This is a genomic window from Streptomyces sp. NPDC002144 (assembly GCF_053593695.1).
On record NZ_JBSFDB010000022.1, the window covers coordinates 148,649 to 170,226 of the forward strand.

A 21,578-nucleotide genomic window follows, 5' to 3' on the forward strand; every position below is an offset into this window, starting at 1 on the left:
GTGGCCGTGCCGTCGGACCTTGGGGGCGGTCAGTGACCCCGGAACGCCTCCTCCAGCCACCAGGAGCCGTGCTCTCGGGTCACCTTCGCGTCCACGAGGAGCGGGGCCGAGCGGGGGCCGGCCACCCAGTCCGCCACCGCCTTGAGGTCGGCGGGGGTCCGTACCGTCGCCGCCTCGAAGCCGTAGCCGCGCGCGATCGCGGCGATGTCCGTCTCGGGGAAGGTGACCGTGTCGAGAGGGTGGCCGTCGGGTCCGAAGTGGTGGACCTCGGCGCCGTACGCCTCGTCGTTGTAGACGATCACCACCATCGGCAGCCCCAGGCGGCGCACGGTGTCGAGTTCCACCGCGCTCATCAGCGCTCCCCCGTCGCCCAGCGCGGCGACCGGCAGCCGGTCCGGGCGGGCCAGGGCCGCGCCGATCGTGGTGGCGAGCCCCAGTCCGATCGACTGGAACGCCTGCGTGAAGCAGAACCCGTCCTGGTCCGGCACCGAGAGGTATGCGCTCGGGTAGCCCATGAAGTTGCCCGAGTCCACGCCGACGATCCGCTCTGCGGGCAGCATGTCGTCCAGGGCGATGCTGAGCGTGCGCGGGTCGATCCGGTCCCGGGTGCTCTCGTCCTCGTACGGCACGTCCCGCCACCGCACCCGCGCCGCGAGCGCCTCGGCGACATCGGGAGTGCGGTATCCGTCCCGCTCCTCGCCCGCCGCCTCCAACGCCCGCACGGCCGTCCGGGTCACGTCACCGGTGACGCCGAGGGCGATCTCCCGGTGCGCGCCGAGTGCCTCCGGGTCGTCGTCGACCTGCACGACCGTGGCACCGGCGCCGATGAGGCTGCCGTGCCGCATGGTCCACATGTTCAGCGCGCAGCCCCACCCGACGATCAGGTCGGCGCCCTGGATCAGTTCGGCCGCGAGGGGCGACGCGAAGCCGCCGGAGACGTCGAGGGTCCACGGGCTGCCGTGGAAGAGGCCGCGCGCCACGGCGGAGGTGGCCAGCAGGGCGCCGTGCCGGTCGGCGAGCGCGGTCAGCGCGTCGCGGGCGGCCGGTGTGCGGGCGCCGCGGCCGGCGACGAAGACCGGTCGCCGGGCGCGCTCGAGGGCGCGTACGAGGTCGGCGACCGCCCCCTGCGAGGGCTCGACGGGTTCCGGTCCGGGCAGGGGTACGGCGTCCAGGGAGATCCCGGCGGGCACGTCCAGGGCCTGCACCTCCAGGGGGAGGTTGAGCAGGACCGTGCGGCGTTCGTGCACGGCACGCCGCAGGGCGGCGCGGGCCTGGTCGACCGCGTCGTGCGCCGTGGTCAGACGGGCCGAGACGGCACCGACGGAGTGCGCCAGCACCGCCTGTTCGACACGGAAGTTGGAGTGCTGCGCGGTCGCCTCGGCGGCCAGCACGAGCAGCGGCGTACGGCTCTTGGCGGCCTCGGTGATGCCGGTCAGGGCGTTGGTCAGGCCGGGCCCCTGGTGGACGCTGACCGCGGCGACCGTACCGCTGGTGCGGGCGTAGGCGTCGGCCATGGTCGCCGCGCCGCCCTCGTGCCGGGCGGCGACGAAGCGGGCGCCCGCGGCCACCATGGCGTTGGTGAGGTGGAAGTTGCCCGAGCCGACGACCCCGAAGACGTGGTCGACCCCGGCCGCCGTGAGGGCCCGCCCGACGGCCTCGGCGACCTTCACGACCGCTCCACCAGGGCCAGTACGCGCGCCGGGGCGCCGGAGCCGCTGACGATCGGCAGCGGTCCCGCGATGACGACGGCGCCGGTCGGGGGCAGGGCGGCGAGGTTCTGCAGCTGGGTGAGCCCGTATTTGTCGGCGCCCAGGAGGTAGGAGTGGCAGGGGAACGCCGGCTCGAAGGAGTGCGCCCGCCCGGCGTCCGTGCCGACGGTCTCCGTGCCGAGGCCGATGACCGGGGCCTCCTCGGCGACCCAGCGCGCGCACTCCGGGGAGAGGCCGGGGGTGTGCGGGCCGTTCTCGTCGGCGTTGAGGAACTCCTCCTGCGCGTGCGACCGCGCGTCCCAGCCAGTGCGCAGCAACAGCCAACCCCCTTCGGGCAGGGGGCCGTTGTCGGCCTCCCAGGCCTTGATGTGGTCCACCTCGACGAGGAAGTCGGGGTCCTTGGCGGCCTGTTCGGAGAAGTCCAGGACGGCCGCGGGCGCGATGAGCCGCCCGGCGGGGACGGAGGCCACGTCCGCGAGGTCTCTGCCGGTCACCCAGTGGACCGGGGCGTCGAAGTGGGTGCCGGTGTGCTCGCCGCTGCGGAAGTTGTTCCAGTACCAGGCCGGTCCCCGGTCGTCGTACCGGCTGATCTCCTCCAGCTCGAAGACCTGCGTCTGCCCGAACTGCGGGGGCAGTTGGATCACGGGGGTGGACGGCGAGAGCGGCTGGGTCAGGTCGACGAGCTCGATGGATCCGCTCCGCAGCCCGGACAGCAGCGCGGCGAGCACGGACGACTGGGACATGACGGCCTCCTGGAACGGGGCAGAACTGCGGGCGCCTGTCTGTACAGGGTGTCAGCGTCTCCCGGATCGTCCAGAGGCGCAGCATGAACCGGCAAGACGGCAACGGCGGTCCTGGAAACAGGCCAGTGGTGGCGAATTGGCCTTGGGCCGGGGAGCCACGGGGTCCTAGCGTCGACGACATGCGTATCCGAATCGTCGACGCCTTCACCCACCGTCCCTTCGCCGGCAACCCGGCCGGGGTGCTGCTCCTCGACTCCTTCCCGGACGACGAGCGGCTGCAGAGCATCGCGCTGGAGGTGAACCACGCGGAGACGGCGTTCGCGCACCCGCTGCCCGAGGGCGGCGAGGCCGACTGGGCGCTCAGGTGGTTCACGCCGGCCACCGAGGTCGCCATGTGCGGCCACGCCACCCTCGCCACCGCCCACGTGCTGCACTCGACCGGCGCGCACGAGGGCGCCGTGCGGTTCACGACCCGCAGCGGCGTGCTGGTCGCGACACCCGAGGAGGACGGGTCGATCACGCTGGACTTCCCGACGGCCCCGCTCACCCCGGTCGAGGCGCCGGACGGGGTCGCGGAGGCGCTGGGCGCCCAGCCGCTCTCCGTTTTCGACACCGGACCGAACATCGGTGACCTGCTCGTGGAGCTCGCGGACGAGAAGACGATCCACGGCCTGTCCCCCGACCTGAGGGCGCTGGGCGCCTACTCCGAGCGCGGCATCATCGCCACGGCCCGCGCCGAGGACCCCGCCCGGGGCTACGACTTCGTCTCGCGCTGCTTCTTCCCGAACGTCGGCATCGACGAGGACCCGGTCACCGGCAGCGCCCACACCGCGCTGGCCCCCTTCTGGTCGGAGCGCCTGGGTCGCCCCGTCCTCACCGGCCTCCAGGCCTCCCCCCGCTCCGGCCGCGTCCGCACCGAACTGCGCGGCGAGCGCACCCTGCTCTCCGGACGCGCGGTCACCGTCATCGACGGCGAACTGCTCGCCTAGGCGGTCGGCAGCCAGCCCACCTTGCCGGCCAGCAGGGCATAGCCGACGAACGCCCCGATGTCGAGCAGGGAATGCGCCACCACCAGGGGGCCCACCCGCCCCCATCGCCGGTACAGGTAGACGAAGACCACGCCCATCACCATGTTGCCGAGGAAACCGCCGATGCCCTGGTAGAGGTGGTAGCTGCCGCGCAGTACGGAACTGGCCACCAGCGCGGCCCCCGGCGTCCAGCCCAGCTGCCCCAGCCGGCGCAGCAGATAGCCCACCACGATGACCTCCTCCAGGACCGCGTTCTGGATCGCGGAGAGGATCAGCACCGGATACTTCCACCAGACGGAGGGCAGGGCCTCGGGCACCACCGTGAGGTTTGCTCCCAGACCGCGTGCGGCCAGGTAGAAGGCGATTCCGGTGCTGCCGATCACCGCCGCGACCGCGGCGCCGCGGGCGAGGTCGGGCCAGGGGCGGGTCCGGTCGAACCCGATGGTGCGCAGGCTTCCGCCCTCGCGCAGCAGCAGATGGGCGACGAGCGCGACCGGGACCAGGGCGGAGGCGATCCCGAACAGCTGCCAGGCGAGATCCAGCCAGGGACGGCCCGGCGCGGCTGAGGCGTTCATGGTCGCCGCCTGGTCCTTCAGGCCGCCCGGTTTCGTGACCGATCCGACAAAGCTGATCAGGGCGGACACACCGCTCGCACCGAGCGAAAGCCCCAGAACGAGCAGGGTCTCGTCCCGGAGGATTCGTCGCGAAAGCCGCTCGGGCGGAAAAGAATCGGCCACCCCACCCGTCTCTGCCTGCACACCTGACTCCAATTCAGTAATCCCGCCTCATCGTCACCGTCACGCCGCTAGGGTCTCGAAAGAAGTTGCGAAGATCGTGCGTGACAGGCCGTTGGGGGGACGGACGCCGTACGGGGCGTACCTCCCCTTTTGCATGCCATACGGCCGTATCGCGGCACGAGGTTCAACAGGGAGGGGCACCACCGTCATGGGACGTCACAGCTTGCCCGATCAGTATGGGGCGGGCGCGAGCGACCCCCGTCCACGCGCGCGCCGCCGCACGGTGGCCGTCGCGACGGTCCTCGTGCTGACCGTGGCCGGCGGCACGGCGGGTGCCGTCAAGAGCGGGCTGCTCTCCTTCGGCTCGTCCTGCCAGGACCACGCCGTGCGGCTGAACCTCGTCGCCTCCCCGGACATCGCGCCCGCGCTGGGTGTCGCGGCGAAGCAGGCCCGCGAGGACAAGATCACCTCCGACGGGCGGTGCGTCGCCGTGTCGGTGACCGCCCGGGACTCGTACAAGGTCGCGGACGTGCTCCAGGGCGGCAGGAAGACGGACGCGCAGGTCTGGGTGGCGGACTCGGACCTCTGGGTCGACCGGATCACGGCGAACAGCGCGGCGACCGACGTGACCCCGGCGGGTGCCGTCGCCTCCACGCCGGTCGGCGTGGCCATGGTGCCGACGGCCGCGAAGTCCCTGGGCTGGCCGCAGAAGAGGTACGGCTGGCTGGAGCTGGCCGGCGCGGCCCTGCAGGGCGACTCGCTCAGGCTCGGCGCGGCCGACCCGGCGCGCAGCGCCACCGGGCTGCTGGCGCTGACCCGGCTGACCACGGCCGCCGCCAAGCTCAAGGGCGGGGACACCCAGGCCGCGGCGATGATGAAGACGCTCTCGCAGCGCACCTCGGACACCGACGCCCAGGTCGTGGAGACGCTGCCCCGCGACTCCTCGGGCACCGAGCTGGGCAACCCCAAGCGCAACGAGGCGCTGATCCTCACCGAGCAGGCGGCCTACACCTACAACTCCTCGGCCGACGCGGACGCCGGGCTCGACATGTTCTACCCCAAGGACGGCTCGCCCCGGCTGACCTACCCGTACACGTTGGTCGGCCAGCTGACCACCGACCAGAGCAGGGCCGCGCTGCGGTTCATGAACTACCTGCGCCAGCCCGAGCAGCTGCGCCTGCTGCAGAAGCACGGCTTCCGCACCTCCGACGACGGGGCACCGCGGGCGGTGGTCGCGCGCGCGGGCGGCAGCAGCCCGCAGCCGTACGACGCCGAAGCCCCCGAGCCGGATTCCGACACCGCGCTCCAGGAGGCCCTCGGCACCTGGACGATCACGGTGCAGAGCGCCCGGATCACCACGGTCGTGGACGCTTCCTCCTCCATGTCGGAACCGGTGGCGAAGACGGGCCAGTCCCGGATGGATGTGACCAAGGCGTCGCTGCTGCAGGCCCTGGCGACCTTCACCCCGGAGGACGAGATCGGGCTGTGGGAGTTCTCCACGAAGCTCGACGGCGACAAGGACTACCGCGTCCTGGTGCCGACCGAACGCCTGGGCGACCAGAAGGGCGGCGGCACCGTACGGGACGAGCTGTCCGCCGCGTTCACCTCCCTGCAGCCGGTACCCAACGGCGCGACCGGCCTGTACGACACCACGCTCGCCGCCTACAAGGCGGCCACCTCGTCATATGTGCAGGGGAAGTTCAACGCCCTGGTCATCCTCACCGACGGCGTCAACCAGGACCCCGGCAGCATCTCCCGCGGTGCGCTGATCAGTCAGTTGCAGAAGCTCACCGACCCCCGGCGTCCGGTGCCGCTGATCATGATCGCGGTGGGTCCGGACGCCGACCGGCAGGAGGCCCAGGAGATCGCCGAGGCGACCGGCGGCTCCGGCCAGTCGGTCAGCAATCCCGCCGACATCCAGTCGGTGATGCTGAAGGCGATCGTCGCGGCCGGGGCCGAGGGCAAGCCCGACGACTGACCGTCCCCGAGCGGTACACGCTCGAAACGACAGCCACGTCCCATCCCGACACCGGCCCGACCGCGACCCCCGCGGTACCGACGGGGAGCGACCCCCGTGCCCCAGGCGAAGACAGCCCGACGGAGCGCCCTCACCCGGCGGGCACGGGTTCGGGCAGCCCCACGGGCCAGGTGTGCACCGGCTCGCCCGCGAGCGACAGCTCGCGATACCTGCGGGTGGTCGCGGCCAGCGCGGCATCGCGCGTCATGCCGGTCTCCAGCGCCCGGTGGAAGGTCGCCGCCTGCCAGGTCGCGCCGTTGGCCCGGCGCCGGCAGCGCTCCTCGATCACGCCGAGGTAGAGGTCCCGGTCCGCGGGCTCGACCCCCCAGGCGTCCAGTCCGGCCGCGGCGAGCGGCAGCAGTTCGTCGCGCACCAGGGTCACCGCGTCGACCTCGGCCGTCCCGCCGTACCGTCCGCGGCGCGGCCACTGCAATCGCGCCTCGATGCCGTGCTTGCAGGCGGCGTCGAAGTTGGCGGCGGCCGCCTCGAAGGGCAGCCGGGTCCACACCGGCCTGGACTCCTCGGCGAGGGTGCGGACGAGGCCGTAGTAGAAGGCGGCGTTGGCGATGACGTCCGTGATGGTGGGTCCCGCGGGCAGGACACGGTTCTCGACGCGCAGATGCGGGACGCCGTCGGCGATGCCGTAGACCGGGCGGTTCCAGCGGTAGACGGTGCCGTTGTGCAGGACCAGTTCGTGCAGTTCGGGGATGCCGCCCGCGTCGAGGACGTCGAGCGGCTCCTCGTCGTCGCAGATGGGCAGCAGGGCCGGGAAGAAGCGCAGGTTCTCCTCGAAGAGCTCGTGCGCGGAGGAGATCCAGCGCTCCCCGAACCAGGTGCGGGGGCGCACGCCCTGCGCCTGCAGCTCGGGCGGACGGGTGTCGGTGGACTGCTGGAACAGCGGGGGCCGCGACTCGCGCCACAGCTCGCGGCCGAACAGGAACGGCGAGTTGGCGCCGACGGCGATCTGCGCGGCGGTCACGGCCTGCGCGGCGTTCCACACGTCGGCGAAGCGGCCCGGGGTGACCTGGAGGTGCAGCTGCACCGAGGTGCAGGCGGCCTCCGGGGCTATGGACTTGGAGGTGCAGGTGAGGTGCTCCACGCCGTCGATGTCCAGCGCGAAGTCCTCGCCGCGGGCGGCCACGATCTGATCGTTGAGCAGGGCGTAGCGGTCGACCGCGGAAAGGTTGGTGGAGACCAGGTCGTCCCGGTCGAGCGTGGGCAGAATGCCGATCATCACGATTCCGGCGTCGAGTTCGCCGGCTTTCCTGTCGGCATATGCCAGAGAGGTGCGGAGTTCCTCGGCGAGCCGGTCGAATACCCTGCCACCCAGGGGATGTGGGGCTATGTTGACTTCCAGGTTGAACATGGCGAGTTCTGTTTGGAAATCTCGGCTCGCGATGCGTTCGAGGACCTGCGCATTGAGCATTTTCGGCATCCCGTCGGCGCCGGCCAGATTCAATTCGATCTCCAGCCCCATGAGATTCCTCGGGCGATCGAACCGCTTCTCGGCCAGGAGCCGCTCCAGTCCCGTCAGGCACCTGCGGAGCTTGTCCCGGTAGAGCTGACGATCGGAGAGGTCGATCCGACCTGCCACGACCTTCTCCCCCATCGAAGCTTCCCTCCTGGATCGGGCGGCTCGACGATTCGGCCGCCGGTGTCGGGTCACGTGGGATGATGCCCCGCCTCGGCGATCGATAACGTCCCCACAGCCCTCCGTCGGGCGCTACTCTGGTGTGTTGTGACCGGCGGCACATTCACCGGGCATGCAGCACGGCGCAGTTTCGCGCCGACAAGAGCTCGTGAAAAACGCCGACGAGAATTGGCCGACCGCTCCCGGGGTATTACCCGAGGTCACCCCCCGTAACGCCGAAGCGGAAACGGGATGATTCCCCGCGCATCGCCGACCGGATACGCCCTTGCCGGGTGCACCGGAAACGGCTAGCCGAAACACCGTGTGAACATATGTCGTATAAACTCCGCGAACAGGCAGAGGGTTGGACGCCCAGGTCGTGGAGCCTGCCGTCGGGGTGACGTACGGCAGGCCTCATCACACCCTCGTTCCCAGACCCCGGCCCCCGACACTCTCGCCTCGTGAGCAGACAGCGCCGTCCGCCCCCGCCCTCGCGCCACCGTGCCTGTCGAATGAGAGGCGACCCACCATGCCGCTGCATGTCCCCCCGGCTCCCGCACCCGCCCTTCGCACCGTCCTCACCGCACTCGATTCGCCCACCGCGGTCCGCGAGGCCCGAACGCCCTCCCTGCTGCGAGCACAGGGGCCCGCCACGCCCGAACTCCCGCTGCCCGTCCATGTCCTCGACCAACCGGCCCAGGACGGCGCCTACGTCACCCGGCTCGCCGGGTGGCGCTTCCTCATCCGCTGCGGCGACCGCGCGGTGGCCGCGGCCGAGACCATGCTGACCGCGGACGGCTGGGCCTTCTCGCACTTCTTCGAAGGGCCCTACATCGCCTCCACCGAGCGCGCGCTGCGCCAGGCCGAGACGATGAAACAGTCGTACCAGCCGCGCCTGCTGTCGGTGCCGAGCCTGTACATGCTCACGCTCTGGCTGCACGGCGACTGCACCGCCGACGCCTCCACCGGCCACCCCGCCCCGACCGACCTGCTCGTCCCGCTCGCGCCGGCGCCGCCCGGCATCGCGGCCCACCGCCCGCTCCGCGTCGCCGAACTCCTTCCCGTGCTGAGCCATCGGGTGACTGCGGTTCCGCTGCTCGGCCAGATCGCCTGAAATCCCCTTCCGCGAACCCGCCCGTACCCCGTCGCCGAATTCCCGGTGACGGGGTACGACGCTGTTTGGCTCCGCATTCCGCTCGTACGAGCAATTGACTGCTCGTACGAGCCGAGAAACGCCCTCTGGCCTGGACGGACTAGCCCTATCCGACCCCCGTGAACCACCCGAAGTGACAGGGCAGTTGGACTGAACCGTCCGCGCTGCGGATGCGTCATCAACCTGTGAAGAAGTGGTGCGTCGAAATGCCTGCGGATTGACGTCCGTGGGGCAACACTGGACTGGACCGAATTATCACAACGGGGGGCGGCCATGGACGACACGTCAAGCCGCGTGACAGACACGACAGCCATCACACACACGACGACCCAGCGAAAGATCCCACCAATGTGCCAGCACCAGCCACCGTGCCCTTCAGCCGACTCCGCCGACCGGGAATCCGCCCGCCTCGTGGCGCACCACCCGGAGCAGGGATGGAGTCTGCTGTGCAACGGCGTTCTGCTCTTCGAGGACACCGGTGAGCTCCTGCCCGACGGCCAGATCATCGCCCCGCACCGCAGCCAGGTGATGACCGCCGCCTGAGGCGAGCCCGGGCGGCACCGAGCCGTCCGGTGACATCCGGGGCCGGTCGCGGACCTGAACCGCGAGCCGGCCCCTACGCATGTCCGGCCCCGATCACGGACCGTAGTTACCCTCGCGTATTGAAGTGACGGCAGTGCCGAGGTCCGGATCCGGGGGTGATCTCCCTTCCCACGGACGCCCGCTTTCCGGAAGACTTCTGGAAGTTTCGCCGCAAGCGTCCACGGAGGTGGGGGGATTGGCAGCAGCCGAGGCCGGGTCCGGGGAGGCGCCCGAGGGGCGGGGCCGGGTCACCATCACGGAGATCGCACGGCAGGCCGGGGTCTCGGTGCCGACGGTGTCGCGGGTCGTCAACGGACGGTCCGACGTGTCGCCGAGGACCCGGGCCCGGGTGGAGGACCTGCTGCTGCGGCACGGCTACCGCAAGCGCCCGACCGCTTCCGGCAGCGGTGCGGCCCTGCTGGACCTCGTCTTCAACGACCTCGACAGCCCCTGGGCGGTGGAGATCATCCGGGGCGTGGAGGAGGTGGCGCACGCGGCCGGGGTCGGCACGGTGGTGTCGGCGATCCACGGGCGCTCGGGAGACGCCCGCGAATGGATGCGCAACCTCCGGGCCGGCGCCTCGGACGGCGTCATCCTGGTCACCTCCGCCCTGGAGCCGGTGCTGCACGAGGAGTTGCGGGCCCTCGGCGTCCCGCTGGTCGTCGTCGACCCGGCGGGCTCCCCCGCCCTCGACGTGCCCACCATCGGCGCGGCCAACTGGTCCGGCGGCATGGCGGCCACCGACCATCTGCTGTCCCTCGGCCACCGCCGGATCGGCCTGATCGCGGGCCCGCCCCGGCTGCTGTGCTCCCGCGCCCGCCTGGACGGCTACCGGGCGGCCCTGGAGGGCGCCGGCGTCGCCCTGGACGAAACCCTGGTCGTCCCCGGCGACTTCCACCCCGAGTCCGGCTTCCGGGGCTGCAACACCCTCCTCGACCTCCCCGAACCGCCGACCGCCGTCTTCGCGGCCAGCGACCAGATGGCGCTCGGCGCGATCGAGGCGCTGCGCCGACGCGGCCTGCGCGTGCCGGAGGACATGAGCGTGGTCGGCTTCGACGACCTCCCCGAGGTCCGCTGGTCCGCTCCCCCGCTCACCACGGTCCGCCAACCCCTCGCCGACATGGGCAAGCTGGCGGTCCGTACGGCCCTGCGGCTGACCCGCGACGAGCAGCCGGACTCACCGCGCGTGGAGCTGGGCACGGAGCTGGTGGTGCGGTCCAGCACCGCACCACCGGCACTGCCCCGAGCTAGTGCAGAGCCTTCCTGATGGCGAAGTACGCGGGCTTGGGCGCGAGTTGATCGTCCCACGGGAGCGCGGCGCCCTCCCCCGGAAAGAAGGCCGGGATCCAGGAGTACTTGTCGGTGTAGTCCCAGACCGTGATGCCCACGCAGCGGCGGACCGCCAGACAGGCCGAGGTCAACCGGCCGTACCAGTGGGCCTGTTGCGCCAGCTTGTCGTCGGTCGCCGGGAGGATCATCCGGATGTCGACCTCGGTGAGCGCGGTGTCCAGACCGAGCCGGGAGAACCGGCGGAGGTTGTCCTCCAGGGTGGCCGGATAGCCGTACTGCAGCGCCAGGTGGGCCTGCAGGCCGATGCCGTCCAACGGGACCTTCTGTGCCTTGAGGTCCTTGGCCAGCCGGTAGTACGCGTCCGACTTCGGGCCGACCGCCTCGATGTTGTAGTCGTTCACGTACAGCCTGGCGTGCGGGTCGGCCTGGTGCGCCCAGCGCAGCGCGTCGGCGATGTATCCGGGGCCGAGGGTCTTGTACCAGAGGGTCTCCCGGTAGGTGCCGTCCTCGTTGAACGCCTCGTTGACGACGTCCCAGGAGTAGACCTTGCCCCGGTAGTGCCGCACCTCCGTCTGGATGTGGTTCTTCAGCACCGCCCGCAGTTCGGCCGCCGTCCAGTCGCGGTCGGTGAGCCAGCTCGGCAGCTGGCTGTGCCAGACCAGGGTGTGGGCCCGTATCCGCTGGTGGTTTCCGCGGGCGAGGTTCACGATCTGGTCGCCGTCGGTCCAGTCGAAGACGCCCTGTTGCGGCTCGGTGGCGTACCACTTCATTCCGTTGCCGGGCGTGATCATGTCGAACTCCTTGCCGAGCAGGGCCATGTAGGCGCTGTCGGTGAGTTCGGGGTTGTCGGTCGCGCTGCCGAAGTAGCGGCCGTGGCGCTGGGCCAGCTCCGCGAGCGTCGGCTGCTTGGGGCTCGCCTGGGCCGACGGCCCGGCGGCGAGGCCGGCCACGACCAGGCCGGCGGCGAGCGCGCCGGCGAGTCTGAGTCGGGTGGTCTTGCGCATGGTGCGACTCCTCACGGTGTGTGGTGTGGGGCCGTACGTCCGCCGGCGCGCGTCATCCCTTCGTGGCGCCGGCGGTGAGGCCGCCGACGAGCTGGCGCTCGGCGACCGAGTAGAGGGCGAGTGCGGGGACCATCGCCAGCACGAGGTAGGCGAAGACGCGGGCGTACTCGGCGGAGTACTGGCCCTGGAACTGCACGACGCCGAGGGGCAGCGTCCACCACTTGGAGTCGGTGAACACCAGCAGCGGCAGCATGAAGTTGTTCCAGCTGGCGACGACGGCGAGCACGGAGACCGTGCCGAGCGCCGGCCGTGCCATGGGCAGCAGCACCCGCCAGAAGAACCCGAAGGCGCTGCACCCGTCCAGCGTGGCCGCCTCCTCCAGCTCTCCCGGGATCTGCCGGAAGAAGCCCCGCAGGATGATGATGGTCATCGGCAGCCCGAAGGCGGCCTGCGGGAGGATCACGCCGAGTGGGTTGTCCAGGAGGTCCAGGTACCGCAGGATCAGGAACAGCGGCAGGACGGCCACCGCGAAGGGGAACATCAGCCCCATCGTGAAGAACATGAACAGCACCTCCCGCCCGCGGAAGGCGAACCGGGCGAAGGAGAAGGCCGCGAGGGCGGACACGGCGACCACGAGCACGGTCGTCGCCACCGCCACCAGCGTGCTGTTGCCGAGCAGCCGCCAGAAGTCGCCCGAGCCGAGAATGTCGGTGTAGTTCCCGGTCAGCCAGTGCTCGGGCAGCCCGAAGGGGTTGCGGGAGAGCTCGTCCGTCGACTTGAAGCCGGACAGGGCGGCGTACAGCAGGGGTACCACCACCACCGAGCCGACCAGCACGAGCACGACGTGCAGCGGCAGTTTGCGCAGGGTCTTCACGCGCCGTCTCCCCTCATGTTCGTGGTGGCTCCCTCGAGGTCGCGGCGGAGCACGAACCGCTGGTAGGCGAGGGCGAAGACGAGACAGATGCCGAACATGACCACGCTGATCGCGCTGGCGTAGCCGACCTGGTAGCGCTTGAAGCCGTACTGGAACATGGTCACGGCCATCGTCTCGGAGTGGTGGTCGGGTCCGCCCTGGGTGATCACCCAGACCAGGTCGAACAGTTGGATGGCCCCGATGACGGAGAGGAAGACGCTGATGCGCAGGGTGGGGGCGAGCAGCGGCAGGGTGACGTTGCGGAAGCGCTGCCAGGGGCCGGCGCCGTCGATCAGCGCCGCCTCCGTCAACTCGGCCGGGATGGACTGGAGTCCGGCGAGGTAGAGCATCATGTGGAAGCCGAAGTACTTCCAGGTCATGACGAGGAAGAGGGTCGCCATGACGTAGGACGGGTCGGCGAACCACTCCCCGCCGATCCCGCCGAGGCCGACGGCGCCGAGCACATGGTCGGCGAGCCCGTCGTCCGGGGCGAAGACCATGCTGAACAGGACGCCGGTGATGGCCTCGGACAGCACGTACGGGGCGAAGAACAGCATCCGGTAGACGGCCCGGCCGCGCAGCCGCTGGTTCAGCGCCACCGCCATGGCCAGCGCGAACGGCAGTTGCAGGACGAGTGAGAGGCCGACCAGGAGCAGACAGCGCCACAGGTCGCCGAGGAAGACGTCGTCCTTGAAGAGCTGGGTGAAGTTGTCCGTGCCGATGTAGTCGGAGGGCATGCCGAAGCCGCCCCAGCGGAAGAAGGCGGCGTACAGCGCGAACAGCATCGGCAGCAGCACCAGGCCGATGAAGAGCACCAGCGCGGGCACCTGGAAGCCGACCGCGGTGAGCCAGTTGACCAGCCGCCGGCGCGCCCGGCCGCGTCCCTGCCTCGCGACGGGGGAGGTCGGGGCGAGGCCGGTGCCGGTCCGCTCGTCCGGGAGGAAAGTGGAGGTCATCGCCGGCTACTACGCTTCCTTCGCGGCCTTGGTGATCGACTGGGTGACCTGCTCGGGCGACTTGGAGCCGGCGATGAGCGCGGAGACGCTGTCGTTGACCTCCTGGCCGACGGCGGGCGCGTACGCCTGGTCGAGGTAGAGCTGAAAGCCGGTCGCGCCCTTCAACTGCGCCTGTACCGCCTTGGTGTTGGGGTCCGACAGGCCCTTCTCCGCGCCGGGCACGATCGGCAGGGTGTTGGTCTTCTTGACCAGTTCGAGGTCTGTGGACTCGGAGGCGAAGAACTTCAGGAAGTCGACGGCCGCCTGCGGCGCGCCCTTGCGCAGGGCGTGCCCGCCGCCACCACCGAACACCTCGGTGATCGCGCCCTTTCCGCCCTCGACGGCCGGGAAGGGGAAGAAGCCCAGGTTCGAGCCGAGCCCCTTGCCGGAGTCGGCCTCGACGACCGGGGCCCACTGACCCATCAGCTCCATGGCCGCCTTGCCGTTGCCCATGGTGGCGGCCTGTCCGGTCGGGGTGGAGTACGAGGCGCCCAGGAACCCCTTCTGGAACGGCTGGAGTTTGACGAGGTCCTGGAGGTGCTGCCCGGCCTGGACCAGCCCGGGGTCGCTGAAGTCCTTGTCGTCGCTGGCCTTCTGGAGGGCGGCGATACCCGCCGTGCGCATGGCGAGGTAGGCCCAGTAGTACATCTCGGGCCACTTCTCCTTGCCGGCGAGGGCGATGGGCGTGATGTTCTTCGCCTTGAGCTTCCTCACCGCGTCGAGGAAGCCGCTCCAGGTGGTGGGGGGCGTGCTGATGCCCGCCTGCTGGAAGAGCGCCTTGTTATACCAGAAGCCGATCATTCCGATGTCGAACGGGATGCCGTACACCTTCTTGTCGAAGATGTACGGCTGCTTCGCCACCGGCAGCACGCCGTCGGCCCACGGTTTGGTGCGGTCGGTGAGGTCCTCGACGAGCCCCGCGTCGATCTGCTGCCTGAGCACGCCGCCGCCCCAGGTGTGAAAGATGTCAGGCAGCTTCCCAGAAGCGGTCAGCGCGGTCATCTTCGACTTGTAGGCGTCGTTCTCCAGCTGCACGATCTTCAGCTTGACCTTGGGGTTCTGGGCCTCGAACTTCTTGGCCAGTCCGGCCCAGACGGTCTTCGTCGGCTCGGTGGTGGAGATGTTCCACCACTCGATCGTGGTCGTGCCGTCCGCCGACGACCCGTCCGAGTCGCCGCCGCAGCCGCTCAGTGCGGTCATGCCCAGACCGGCCGCGGCGGAGGCCGCCAGGAAGCCGCGGCGGGACAGTGCCCGGTCGCCCATGATGCGCTCCTTGGGGTAGGGACGGCGTGTGGACGGCCGTCCGCTGGACCGAAAGTTTCGGAGTTGATCCAGAAAGATGCGTTGTTGCCGCACCCTAGAGACAGCTCCCAAACGGTGGCAACCCCTTGTACGCAGTCAATCTGCGGCCAACCTGCGTGGACGGCCGGACCGTTGACGAGATCAGGGATTGATCGGACCCCTTACATGCGTCAGCCCCTCCGGAAGAACATCGAAACATTCGAATGAGTCGACGAACCTTCCGGAGGGGCACTGCGCACTGTAGAAGCTCAGGTCTCGAAGCGATACCCCTGCCGGGCTCGGTGATGAGGTGGGCCGGCAGCTGCGACGCGTGCTGCGCCCGGCCCGGGTCCCGGTGGGCGAGGGCCGACCGACCTCACGGACGCGACCGCACGCCTGTCATCAGGACGTCCAGTCCCCGCCGCGTCGTCGCCAGGACCACCCGGTCGCCCGCGACCAGCACCCGTCCCTGTGCCGGACGCCAGTCGAAGTCCGTCCGGTCGGGGCGAGGAGCGTCGGGGCCGTCCACGGCCGCCGATCCGGGCAGCGGACCGCGCGCGGCCCCCACGGCCAGCACCCGCCACTCGTTCTCCCGGAACGCCTCGTGCACCGAGCGCCCTTCCAGCTCGGCGTGCCCCGCCACGTCCACGCAGGTGAACAGCAGCGAGCCCCGCTCCACCGGCATCACGCCCAGCACATGGCGGCCCATCATCGCCGCGGCGAAGGAGGGCGCGGCCAACGCCGAGACGCTTCTGCTGCGGGTGAGGGCGTCCGGGTAGGAGGCACGCAGGGTGCGCTGCACGGTCGCCGCGAACGCGTCGTCGTACAGCCGTGTCACCACCCGCACCGCGGGGTTGGTCTCCCGGACGGCCATGACGATGTCGAGGTTCTGGCCGTCGTCGCGGGTGAGGACGAGCAGCGAGCCGCTCTGCCGGACACGGGCCCGTTCGAGCACGGCCGGCTCCGTGGCGTCCTCCAGCAGCAGCGGTATCCCTAGCCGGCGGGCGAGGGCGACGCCGCGTGCCCGCGGGTCGCGTTCGATGGCGACGACCTGGTGCCCGGTGGCGTGCAGCCGGTCGAGTACGCGGGTGCCGACCATGCCCAGGCCGACCAGGACGATGTGGCCGTCCACGTCGTCGTCGGGCGGATGGCTCGCGGAGGCGGTACGGAAGGCGTCGGTGGCGTTCACCGTCCCGGCGACGACGAGCGGGAGGACGGCCAACCCCACGAAACCGGCGAGCAGTTGGAGCACCCTCCGGGCCACCGACTCCTCGGTGGCCGGGTCGCCCATGGTGAAGATGTCCAGCAACGGCAGGTAGATGTTCTTCCACCACGGGCGCTCGTCGGCGAAGAGCGCCGTCGCCGTCGACAGCCCGGCCACCACCGCCGCCAAGGCCCCGTACACGGCCGCGAGTTGATGGGAGAGGAAGACCTTCCACGGCAGATGGGCAAGGCGCGCCCGCACCCAGCTGCGCGGGCGGAAACGCCGACTCCGCGCGGTCTGTTCGGCTGCGGGATGGCTGACCTCCTCCAGCATCAGCCGGCCGTGCGTGAACTGCCGGTGGTATGCGGTCCGGTCGTCGGGCAGCAACCGGATGCCGTTCTCGCCCGTGGTCTCCGCGCTGTCCTGGCTCGCGGGATCGTCCTGGTGGGCGCCGGACAGGACGGCGAGCGTGGCCAGGTCGGTGGTGTGCGGCGGCGTACCGGCGGGGCGTACGACCCCGCGGAAGACCTTCCCCTCGACCTGGAGGGTGTGCCCATGGCCCACCGCGGCGGCCGCCACCAGTTCCGGTACGGCGGTGTCGGCGTCGGACAGCACCGTGGCGGAGGTGTCCTGGCCGAGGTCGTCGCACAGCCCCGCCGCCCGGTCCAGCAGCCGCTCCAGGTGCCGGCCGCGTTCACCGTCGAACATCCGCACCACCAGCCGCACCGAGGGGTTCACGGTCCGGGCCAGCAGGGCGCCCGTCATGTTGACCTGGTCGTCACGGTAGGTGAGGGCGAGCGCGGCGGCCCGCTCGACGCCCGCCGCGCGCAGCGTCCGCTCGTCGGGGCGGGCGGAGACGTGCAGTTCGACCGGCGAGTCCGGGTCCTGGTGCAGCGCAGCGATCCGCGCGCCGTGCTCGTCGCTCGTGGAGGGCAGCACGACGGTGACGACCTCGCCGCACACGGCGTCCAGTTCGACGGCCAGCCGGTGTGCGAGTCCGTCGTCGCCGCAGATCACCATGTGCTGCGATCTCTGACCGGCTGGTGTGCGGGAGGGGAGAGTTGACGTCACATCAGGCTGAACGGCAGGGATCATGAGGACTGTTCCAGCCGTGTACCTGACAGCATCCAAGATTGCGTCAAGACCACGCCAAGGCGCGGCGAGTACCGCCCCCATTGAGCCCGCGGCGCTCGCACGGCCCTGGAACCCGACCAGAGCGAGCGCGAGGAGCCCGCCGCCCGCGCCGGCTGACCGACCACGCGGGAACCGTACCCGCCGAGTCCCCCGACCTGATCCACCACCGACTCCTCCAGCGCTCCATGAAACCGGCCCCGCCATGACAGAGGGTGTCCACCGCTCGGGACGCGGCCCCGACCCCCATACGGCCCAGAACTCGGCGAACCCGTGCAAGTCGGCCCGACGCATGTCCGTCAGCGCCCCCGCCAGCGAGTCTTAACGCAAGATTGACGCCCTCGACCGTCTCATCCGTGGGCCCACACGTAACTCTCCGCTTACGCTGGTGCCGCCGTCCGCGTGATGGCCAGAACCACACGACGGCCCGCACATCAGGAGCACTCCGATGGCCACGACCGAACACCCTCCCAGTCGTATGCGCGCCTGGATGCTGGAGGGTCTGTCCGACATGGGCAAGGGGATCCAGCAGGCCCCGCACGCCCAGCCGGAGCCCCCGCACAAGGGCCAGCGCTGGTACCGGGTCATGTGTCTGACCGGTGTGGACTACTTCTCGACCCTCGGCTACCAGCCCGGCATCGCGGCCCTGGCGGCCGGTCTCCTCTCACCGGTCGCGACCGTCGTGCTCGTGATCGTCACCCTGGCCGGTGCCCTGCCCGTCTACCGCCGGGTCGCCGAGGAGAGCCCGCACGGCGAGGGCTCGATCGCCATGCTGGAGCGACTGCTGTCGTTCTGGAAGGGCAAGCTGTTCGTCCTCGCCCTGCTGGGCTTCGCCGCCACCGACTTCCTCATCACCATCACGCTGTCGGCCGCGGACGCCTCGACCCACCTGGTCGAGAACCCGCACCTGACCAGCACCCTGCAGGGCCGGCAGATGCTGATCACCCTGGTCCTGGTCGCCCTGCTCGGCGCGGTCTTCCTGAAGGGCTTCCTGGAGGCCATCGGCGTCGCAGTCGCCCTGGTCGTCGCCTATCTCGGGCTCAACGCCGTGGTCGTGGCCGTCGGCTTCTGGCACGTCCTCACCGAGGGCCATGTGGTCACCGACTGGACCAGCGCCCTCACCGCGGAACACGGCAACGTCTTCGCCATGATCGGCGTCTCCCTGCTGGTCTTCCCGAAGCTGGCGCTCGGCCTGTCCGGCTTCGAGACCGGTGTCGCGGTCATGCCGCACGTCCAGGGCGACGACGGTGACACCGAGGAGAACCCCAAGGGCCGGATCCGGGACACCAAGAAGCTCCTGACGACCGCCGCCCTGATCATGAGCGTCTTCCTGATCGCCACCAGCTTCATCACCACGGTGCTGATCCCGGAGAAGGAGTTCAAGACCGGCGGCCAGGCCAACGGCCGTGCCCTGGCCTACCTCGCGCACCAGTACCTGGGCGGCGCCTTCGGCACGGTCTACGACGTCTCGACCATCGCCATCCTGTGGTTCGCCGGCGCCTCCGCGATGGCCGGACTGCTCAACCTCATGCCGCGCTATCTGCCCCGCTACGGCATGGCCCCGCACTGGGCCCGCGCCGTACGGCCCATGGTCATCGTGTTCACCCTGATCGCCTTCCTCGTGACCTGGATCTTCGACGCGAACGTCGATGCCCAGGGCGGCGCCTACGCCACCGGCGTCCTGGTGCTCATGTCCTCGGCCGCGATCGCGGTGACCATCGCCGCCCGGCGCGCGGGCCAGCGCGGCTGGACCATCGGCTTCGGCATCGTCTCGGCGGTCCTGCTCTACGTCACCGGCGCGAACGTCGTCGAACGCCCGGACGGCGTCAAGATCGGCGCCTGCTTCATCGCGGGTATCATCCTGGTCTCCCTGCTGTCCCGGCTGGCCCGCGCCTTCGAGCTGCGCGTCACGCATGTCGAGCTCGACGACATGGCGCAGCGATTCATCCGGGACATGTCCAGCCGGAAGATACGGCTCATCGCCAACGAGCCCGGCCGACGCGACAAGGCCGAGTACCGCGACAAGATCGAACAGATCCGCGCCGACAACGACATCCCCGGCGAGGACTTCGTCTTCGTCGAGGTCACGGTCACCGACCCGTCCGAGTTCGAGGCCGGCCTGACGGTGCACGGCGAGGTCCTGCACAACCGCTACCGCGTCCTGACCCTGGAGTCCTCCTCCATCCCCAACGCCCTGGCCGCCCTCGCCCTCCACGTCCGCGACACCACGGGCTGCATCCCGCACATCTACTTCGAGTGGACCGAGGGCACCCCCTTCGCCAACTTCCTGCGCTTCTTCCTCTTCGGCCAGGGCGAGGTCGCCCCGGTCACCCGAGAAGTCCTGCGCGAAGCGGAACCGGACCGCGCACGCCGACCCCGGGTCCACACCGGCTGAACGTCAGGGCCCGGTCAGCGGCGGCGCCCAGCCGCTGAGGGCGCCCCGCCGTCGGCACATCCTCAGCGCCAGACGCGCGAGCCCGGTCGGGGACCGCCACTGGCGAGGCAGTGCCCGGCTCGCCGCGGGCCCCTGTCCGCAGCCGCCTTCACGGTCCTGCTCCCGCCCCGCATGACCGCGGGCCCCGGCCGGCCGACCGCACGCGGCCCCTGCGCAGGCACCTGGCGTGCACGGACGCACTGATCGCCGTACGGCAGTACAGCGGCGCGTCCTGCCACCTGGTGCTGCGCGACGCCCACGGCGCCCGGCTCGAACTCGACCCCCGCGTCCTGATGGCCGACCCTCTGGTGTGTGGCACGAACTCGGCACGGGCGTGCGCCGCTCCATCGAGCGCGGCACACTGCGCCAGGGCACGGAGGTGCTGCGCCGCCTCAGCCACCGGATCGACGACGACCGCCCTGGCCGTCCTCAGGGAGTCGGGCGGGCCTGTCCTGACGACAGCGACGGCGTCGCTCTCGCCCGGCGGGTTCCTGCCAGGACGGCGGACAGAGTGGCCGCGGACCAGCACGCGGCGTGGACCGCCGGCGCCGGATGGAATGCCGGCCGGTCACCGGATCGCTCACCCCGGTCGGCGTCGGCGGCAAAGACCCTGGGTGCCGTGGCGCCGTCCCCGGGGCGGGCCCGACGCACGCGACGGCCGCCCCCGCCCGGGCCCTGGCGGGCCGACCGCCTCGGCCTCACCTCCGCGGACCTACCCGGCGCCGTCCCGACCACCTTCGCCCACGGCGTCGCTTTCGCACCGGCCCTTTCCACCGGCCCCCGGCCACGCCCCTATCGTTACGGCATGCAGAGCTACACGATCGGCCAGGCGGCGCGGCTGCTCGGCGTCAGCCCGGACACCGCGCGGCGCTGGGCGGACGCCGGCCGCGTGGTGACCCACCGCGACGAGGGCGGGCGGCGACTCATCGACGGCCGGGACCTGGCCGCCTTCTCCGTAGAGCTCGCCAAGGCGGGCACCGGCGAGGAGGAGACCTCGTACACCTCGGTCCGCAACGCCTTCCCCGGCATCGTCACCGCGATCAAACTCGGCGACGTGGCCGCCCAGGTCGAGATCCAGGCCGGTCCGCACCGTCTGGTCTCCCTGCTGACCCGGGAGGCCGTGGAGGAACTGGGCCTGGAGGTCGGCATGGAGGCCACGGCCCGCGTGAAGTCGACGAACGTCCACATCGACCGCGTCTGACCTCCCGGCCGGAACGCCCCCCGGCGGCTACGGTGACCCGTGGGCACAAACGCCCACAGGCCCCACCGATCCCCCATCTCCCGCGAGGCGTTCCCATGAGCCTGAGCATCCGCAACCAGATCCCCGGCACGGTCACCGCCGTCACCCCCGGCGAGGTCATGGCCACCGTCAAGGTCCGCCTCACCGGCGGCCAGGAGATCACCGCGGCGATCACCCTGGAGTCCGTCGAGGAACTCGGCCTCGCCGCGGGGACCGCCGTACGCGCCCTGGTGAAGTCGACGGAGGTGTCCCTCGCCACCGCGCCGGTCCAGGGCCTGTCCATCCGCAACCAACTGCCCGGCACCATCACCGACATCGCCACCGGCGGCGCCATGGCCTCCGTGAAGGTCGCGGTCGAGGGCGGCGAACTGACCTCCGCGATCACCAGGGACGCCGCGACCGACCTGGGCCTGACGACCGGCGCCTCCGTCGTCGCCCTGATCAAGTCGACCGAGGTGTCACTGGCCACGGCCTGACACGGAAGAGG

The 21,578-nt window shown here is 70.8% G+C and carries 17 protein-coding genes; 8 read left to right on the plus strand and 9 right to left on the minus strand.

Going from position 1 to position 21,578, the window contains the following annotated elements; all coding sequences use genetic code 11:
* Nucleotides 1-29 precede the first annotated feature (29 nt).
* Both ACWCQ1_RS30065 and ACWCQ1_RS30070 read right to left on the minus strand, forming a co-directional pair.
* Nucleotides 30-1,670: a thiamine pyrophosphate-binding protein gene (locus ACWCQ1_RS30065; protein ID WP_358604438.1), complete on the minus strand. Its 1,641-nt coding sequence runs from the start codon at nucleotides 1,668-1,670 to the stop codon at nucleotides 30-32.
* A complete protein-coding gene (locus ACWCQ1_RS30070; protein WP_358604436.1) occupies nucleotides 1,667-2,452 on the minus strand; it encodes a cyclase family protein in 786 nt (261 codons plus the stop codon). The genes ACWCQ1_RS30065 and ACWCQ1_RS30070 overlap by 4 nt, the downstream gene beginning before the upstream one ends.
* Before the next feature lie 179 nt (nucleotides 2,453-2,631).
* Between ACWCQ1_RS30070 and ACWCQ1_RS30075 the strand changes: the two genes are divergently transcribed.
* A complete protein-coding gene (locus ACWCQ1_RS30075) occupies nucleotides 2,632-3,441 on the plus strand; it encodes a PhzF family phenazine biosynthesis protein (protein ID WP_358604433.1) in 810 nt (269 codons plus the stop codon).
* On the opposite strand, the gene ACWCQ1_RS30080 is transcribed toward ACWCQ1_RS30075, so the two are convergent.
* Nucleotides 3,438-4,238, minus strand: a complete 801-nt coding sequence (locus ACWCQ1_RS30080) for a CPBP family intramembrane glutamic endopeptidase (RefSeq protein WP_358604430.1) — start codon at nucleotides 4,236-4,238, stop codon at nucleotides 3,438-3,440. The two genes, ACWCQ1_RS30075 and ACWCQ1_RS30080, sit on opposite strands and share 4 nt — an antisense overlap.
* Before the next feature lie 187 nt (nucleotides 4,239-4,425).
* Between ACWCQ1_RS30080 and ACWCQ1_RS30085 the strand changes: the two genes are divergently transcribed.
* Complete coding sequence (locus tag ACWCQ1_RS30085) at nucleotides 4,426-6,195, plus strand: substrate-binding and VWA domain-containing protein (protein WP_358604427.1); 1,770 nt, start codon at nucleotides 4,426-4,428, stop codon at nucleotides 6,193-6,195.
* A 130-nt stretch (nucleotides 6,196-6,325) separates the two neighbouring features.
* Here ACWCQ1_RS30085 and ACWCQ1_RS30090 read toward each other — a convergent pair whose 3' ends face one another.
* On the minus strand, nucleotides 6,326-7,843 hold the full coding sequence (locus ACWCQ1_RS30090; RefSeq protein WP_133047487.1) for a glutamate-cysteine ligase family protein: 1,518 nt from the start codon (nucleotides 7,841-7,843) through the stop codon (nucleotides 6,326-6,328).
* 550 nt (nucleotides 7,844-8,393) lie between these two features.
* Between ACWCQ1_RS30090 and ACWCQ1_RS30095 the strand changes: the two genes are divergently transcribed.
* From ACWCQ1_RS30095 to ACWCQ1_RS30105, 3 genes are all read left to right on the plus strand, one after another.
* Nucleotides 8,394-8,978, plus strand: a complete 585-nt coding sequence (locus ACWCQ1_RS30095) for a hypothetical protein (protein WP_358604424.1) — start codon at nucleotides 8,394-8,396, stop codon at nucleotides 8,976-8,978.
* Nucleotides 8,979-9,365: 387 nt separating this feature from the next.
* Nucleotides 9,366-9,560 (plus strand): DUF5999 family protein, encoded by a 195-nt coding sequence (locus ACWCQ1_RS30100; RefSeq protein WP_133047485.1) that lies wholly within the window; start codon nucleotides 9,366-9,368, stop codon nucleotides 9,558-9,560.
* Between the two features lie 235 nt (nucleotides 9,561-9,795).
* Entirely contained in the window at nucleotides 9,796-10,866 is a 1,071-nt protein-coding gene (locus ACWCQ1_RS30105) for a LacI family DNA-binding transcriptional regulator (RefSeq protein WP_451027802.1), read from the plus strand.
* Here ACWCQ1_RS30105 and ACWCQ1_RS30110 read toward each other — a convergent pair.
* From ACWCQ1_RS30110 to ACWCQ1_RS30130, 5 genes are all read right to left on the minus strand, one after another.
* Nucleotides 10,847-11,893 carry an endo-1,4-beta-xylanase gene (locus tag ACWCQ1_RS30110; RefSeq protein WP_451027803.1) on the minus strand — a complete coding sequence of 349 codons (1,047 nt, stop codon included), beginning with the start codon at nucleotides 11,891-11,893 and terminating at the stop codon, nucleotides 10,847-10,849. The two genes, ACWCQ1_RS30105 and ACWCQ1_RS30110, sit on opposite strands and share 20 nt — an antisense overlap.
* Nucleotides 11,894-11,945: 52 nt before the next feature.
* Entirely contained in the window at nucleotides 11,946-12,767 is an 822-nt protein-coding gene (locus ACWCQ1_RS30115; protein ID WP_133047482.1) for a carbohydrate ABC transporter permease, read from the minus strand.
* A complete protein-coding gene (locus ACWCQ1_RS30120) occupies nucleotides 12,764-13,762 on the minus strand; it encodes a carbohydrate ABC transporter permease (RefSeq protein WP_358604415.1) in 999 nt (332 codons plus the stop codon). The genes ACWCQ1_RS30115 and ACWCQ1_RS30120 overlap by 4 nt, the downstream gene beginning before the upstream one ends.
* A 9-nt stretch (nucleotides 13,763-13,771) precedes the next feature.
* Nucleotides 13,772-15,064, minus strand: a complete 1,293-nt coding sequence (locus ACWCQ1_RS30125; RefSeq protein ID WP_133047480.1) for an extracellular solute-binding protein — start codon at nucleotides 15,062-15,064, stop codon at nucleotides 13,772-13,774.
* Between the two features lie 394 nt (nucleotides 15,065-15,458).
* Nucleotides 15,459-17,306: an NAD-binding protein gene (locus tag ACWCQ1_RS30130; RefSeq protein ID WP_358604412.1), complete on the minus strand. Its 1,848-nt coding sequence runs from the start codon at nucleotides 17,304-17,306 to the stop codon at nucleotides 15,459-15,461.
* A 559-nt stretch (nucleotides 17,307-17,865) separates the two neighbouring features.
* Here ACWCQ1_RS30130 and ACWCQ1_RS30135 point away from each other — a divergent pair.
* From ACWCQ1_RS30135 to ACWCQ1_RS30145, 3 genes are all read left to right on the plus strand, one after another.
* A complete protein-coding gene (locus ACWCQ1_RS30135) occupies nucleotides 17,866-19,812 on the plus strand; it encodes an APC family permease (RefSeq protein WP_133047478.1) in 1,947 nt (648 codons plus the stop codon).
* Nucleotides 19,813-20,656: 844 nt separating this feature from the next.
* Nucleotides 20,657-21,052 carry a TOBE domain-containing protein gene (locus ACWCQ1_RS30140; protein WP_133047636.1) on the plus strand — a complete coding sequence of 132 codons (396 nt, stop codon included), beginning with the start codon at nucleotides 20,657-20,659 and terminating at the stop codon, nucleotides 21,050-21,052.
* Between the two features lie 95 nt (nucleotides 21,053-21,147).
* Nucleotides 21,148-21,567 carry a TOBE domain-containing protein gene (locus tag ACWCQ1_RS30145; protein WP_358604406.1) on the plus strand — a complete coding sequence of 140 codons (420 nt, stop codon included), beginning with the start codon at nucleotides 21,148-21,150 and terminating at the stop codon, nucleotides 21,565-21,567.
* Nucleotides 21,568-21,578: the final 11 nt, after the last annotated feature.

Coding starts and splice junctions, on each gene's coding strand:
- ACWCQ1_RS30070 (WP_358604436.1), bottom strand. CDS start 2,452: ATGTCCCAGTCGTCCGTGCTCGCCGCGCTGCTGTCCGGGCTGCGGAGC.
- ACWCQ1_RS30075 (WP_358604433.1), top strand. CDS start 2,632: ATGCGTATCCGAATCGTCGACGCCTTCACCCACCGTCCCTTCGCCGGC.
- ACWCQ1_RS30085 (WP_358604427.1), top strand. CDS start 4,426: ATGGGACGTCACAGCTTGCCCGATCAGTATGGGGCGGGCGCGAGCGAC.
- ACWCQ1_RS30090 (WP_133047487.1), bottom strand. CDS start 7,843: ATGGGGGAGAAGGTCGTGGCAGGTCGGATCGACCTCTCCGATCGTCAG.
- ACWCQ1_RS30095 (WP_358604424.1), top strand. CDS start 8,394: ATGCCGCTGCATGTCCCCCCGGCTCCCGCACCCGCCCTTCGCACCGTC.
- ACWCQ1_RS30100 (WP_133047485.1), top strand. CDS start 9,366: ATGTGCCAGCACCAGCCACCGTGCCCTTCAGCCGACTCCGCCGACCGG.
- ACWCQ1_RS30110 (WP_451027803.1), bottom strand. CDS start 11,893: ATGCGCAAGACCACCCGACTCAGACTCGCCGGCGCGCTCGCCGCCGGC.
- ACWCQ1_RS30120 (WP_358604415.1), bottom strand. CDS start 13,762: ATGACCTCCACTTTCCTCCCGGACGAGCGGACCGGCACCGGCCTCGCC.
- ACWCQ1_RS30125 (WP_133047480.1), bottom strand. CDS start 15,064: ATGGGCGACCGGGCACTGTCCCGCCGCGGCTTCCTGGCGGCCTCCGCC.
- ACWCQ1_RS30130 (WP_358604412.1), bottom strand. CDS start 17,306: ATGGTGATCTGCGGCGACGACGGACTCGCACACCGGCTGGCCGTCGAA.
- ACWCQ1_RS30135 (WP_133047478.1), top strand. CDS start 17,866: ATGGCCACGACCGAACACCCTCCCAGTCGTATGCGCGCCTGGATGCTG.
- ACWCQ1_RS30140 (WP_133047636.1), top strand. CDS start 20,657: ATGCAGAGCTACACGATCGGCCAGGCGGCGCGGCTGCTCGGCGTCAGC.
- ACWCQ1_RS30145 (WP_358604406.1), top strand. CDS start 21,148: ATGAGCCTGAGCATCCGCAACCAGATCCCCGGCACGGTCACCGCCGTC.